The 2,624-nt window shown below is 69.7% G+C and carries 2 protein-coding genes and 2 pseudogenes; 3 read left to right on the top strand and 1 reads right to left on the bottom strand.

What is annotated here, in order from left to right:
- The 3 genes and pseudogenes from APM_RS17835 to APM_RS17845 form a co-directional block, all read left to right on the top strand.
- Positions 1 to 791: pseudogene (locus tag APM_RS17835) on the top strand (hypothetical protein); the annotation flags it as partial.
- Positions 792 to 1,029: 238 nt separating this feature from the next.
- Positions 1,030 to 1,806 (top strand): glycosyltransferase family 2 protein, encoded by a 777-nt coding sequence (locus tag APM_RS17840; RefSeq protein ID WP_007424799.1) that lies wholly within the window; start codon positions 1,030 to 1,032, stop codon positions 1,804 to 1,806.
- Positions 1,803 to 2,435 (top strand): TVP38/TMEM64 family protein, encoded by a 633-nt coding sequence (locus APM_RS17845; RefSeq protein ID WP_007424800.1) that lies wholly within the window; start codon positions 1,803 to 1,805, stop codon positions 2,433 to 2,435. The genes APM_RS17840 and APM_RS17845 overlap by 4 nt, the downstream gene beginning before the upstream one ends.
- A 6-nt stretch (positions 2,436 to 2,441) precedes the next feature.
- On the opposite strand, the pseudogene APM_RS22420 reads toward APM_RS17845, so the two are convergent.
- Positions 2,442 to 2,624 (bottom strand): annotated as a pseudogene (locus tag APM_RS22420) (hypothetical protein); the annotation flags it as partial.

Genomic DNA, 2,624 nt, shown 5'->3' on the forward strand with positions numbered 1-2,624 from the left:
CTACGGGCGCTACGGGCGCTACGGGCGCTACGGGCGCAACGGGCGCAACGGGCGCAACCGGTGCGGCAGGTGCGGCGGGCGTCACAAGCTTCCTCAGCCCTGTCACCAATGCGCTCGCCAAGGTTTCGGTCCTGAATACCTCGACGAGCTCGTCCAGCGTCAAGCCGCTGATCAGCGCCAATGTGCTGAGCACGACGCCACAGGCGAATTCCCCGATCCAGGTTGGTGTGCTGTCGAACGGCCAGGTGGTCCAGCTCAAGGCCGGATCGCTCAGCACCTCGACGCTGCCGGTGGTTTCGACGCTTCTGGCGACGTCGAACAAGAGCGTCGGCAGCAATGTCGGCGGCGTGGTCAACACGGTGGCAAACAGCACTGGCAGCGTGCCCGTGCTGGGTGGCACGCTGAAGGGGGCGCTGGTGACGGCGGGCAACGCGATCGGCGGCACGAGCAATCCGGGCGGGGCGACGCTGACCCAGACGCTCACAAACCTGACCGGCTCGGCCGGCACCATTCTCGACACGGCGACCGGCACGTTGCCGACAGGGTCGACCGGAACGCTGCCGATCGGAACGCTGCCGACCGGAACAGGCAATCCGCTGGCGCCGGTCACCAGCACGGTATCGACCATCACGGGCACGCTGTCAGGCGCGGCGGGCGGTTCGAGCCCACTGGCGCCGGTGACCACGACGGTATCGACGGTTACGGGCACGTTGTCCGGCGCGACAGGGGGCAGCACGAGTCCGCTTGCGCCGGTCACCGGCGCATTGTCCACCGTGACAGGGGCGCTGTAACAGGAGTTCAGCCAGGGACGGCGGCACCGGTCGCTGTCCCTGGCTTGTCTTGGCGCTGCCTTGGTGCTGGTCTGAATGTCGCAGAAGAAATATTATGGAACCTTATTGCGTGGCGCAATGCCCGCGATGGCGCGCGGACCAGGATACAATTTGAAAATCGCGACCCCGCGTTTGTCAGATCGAGCTAACATTTCCGGATCAGGATCCACCCGCGTCAACCCTGTCCGGGACTCCGACCATGGAACCACCGCCGTCGCATCTGCTTGCCGTCGTCGTCCCCGTCCGCGACGAGGCGCCGAACATTCCGCCGCTCGTGGCCGAATTCGGCACGGCGCTGGCCGGGATCGATCACGAGATCATCTTCGTCGACGACGGCAGCACCGATGACAGCCAAGCGGTGCTCGCGGCACTGGCGAAGGAAAGGCCGGAGATTCGCGTCCTGCGCCACACGGGGAGTTTCGGTCAGAGCGCGGCAATACTCACCGGCGTGACCGCCGCGAACGCGGTGTGGATCGCCACGATTGATGGCGACGGGCAGAACGATCCGGCCGACATTCCGGACATGCTCCAGCGCGCCTGGCAGGAAGAGCGGCCCGATGAGCCGGTGCTGGTGGCGGGGCGCCGCGTCCGGCGCAAGGACAGCGCGATGAAGCGGATCGCCTCGCGGATCGCCAACGGCGTCAGGGCGCGCGTGCTGCACGACGGCGTGCCCGATAGCGGCTGCGGGCTGAAGCTGTTCCGGCGCTCGGTCTTTCTCGGACTGCCGCGCTTCGACCACATGCACCGGTTTCTGCCGGCGCTGTTCGCGAGCATCGGCGGGCGGACGGTGCTGCACCCCGTTGCCCACCGCCCGCGCGTAGCCGGGCGGTCGCATTACGGGACATGGGACCGGTTGCGTGTCGGGATCGTCGACCTCGCGGGCGTGGCCTGGTTGCAGCGGCGGGCCTGCCGGCCGGTTCTGGGCGCAAGCGCGGCCGATGCCGGGTCGCCGGCCTCGCTGGAGGTGGCTCGGTGATCCGCCTCGCCCGGCCGGCGCTGCTGGCGGCAGGGCTGCTGGGCGCGGCGCTGGTGCTGCACCTGCATCCGTTCGGCGCGCTGTTCGCGCCGCATCCCGGCCACGGCTGGCGTGACGCGCTGGCACTCGGCGCGCTGGGGGCGCTGGCCTGCGCGGTCGGGATGCCGAGGCAGGTGATCGGCTTTGCGGCGGGCTTCGCCTGGGGCGTGATTCCGGGCACGGCGCTGGCGCTTGCATCCCAGCTGGCCGGCTGCGCCGCCGATCTGCTCTGGGCGCGGCTGGTCGGCCGAGCCTTCGTGCGTTCCCGGCTCGGCCATCGGGCGGCCCGGATCGACCGCGCTCTCGCGGCGCGCCCGTTCACCGCCACGCTCACGCTGCGCCTGATGCCGCTGGGCAGCAATCTCGCGCTGAACCTGCTCGCCGGCGTCTCCAGCGTGAAAGTATTTCCGTTCCTCGCCGGATCGGCGCTGGGCTTCGTGCCGCAGACCGTGATCTTCGCCCTGATCGGCGCGGGCGGACGTGTGGGGCGGGATGTTGAACTTGCCGTGGGTGTCGTGCTGTTCGTGATCTCGATCGTGCTGGCATTCGGGCTGCGCCGCCGGATTGCGCCGGAACTCGCCGGCGTCTGACTCGGATCAGCGGCAGATGGCGCCCGACGAACAGGCGATGCGCGCGGCGGGCGGCGGGCTGATCCGGCGGATGACGATTTCGGAGCCGGCGCGCCGGGGCGGCGAAAGCGGGCCGAGACTTGCGGCCATCGCCGCAAAGGCGGCGGACGAGGGTTGCGCCCCCTGCCCCGCCGGCCCGTAGATCGCGAA

The sequence above is a fragment of the Acidiphilium sp. PM genome (genome assembly GCF_000219295.1).
GTDB lineage: Bacteria > Pseudomonadota > Alphaproteobacteria > Acetobacterales > Acetobacteraceae > Acidiphilium > Acidiphilium multivorum.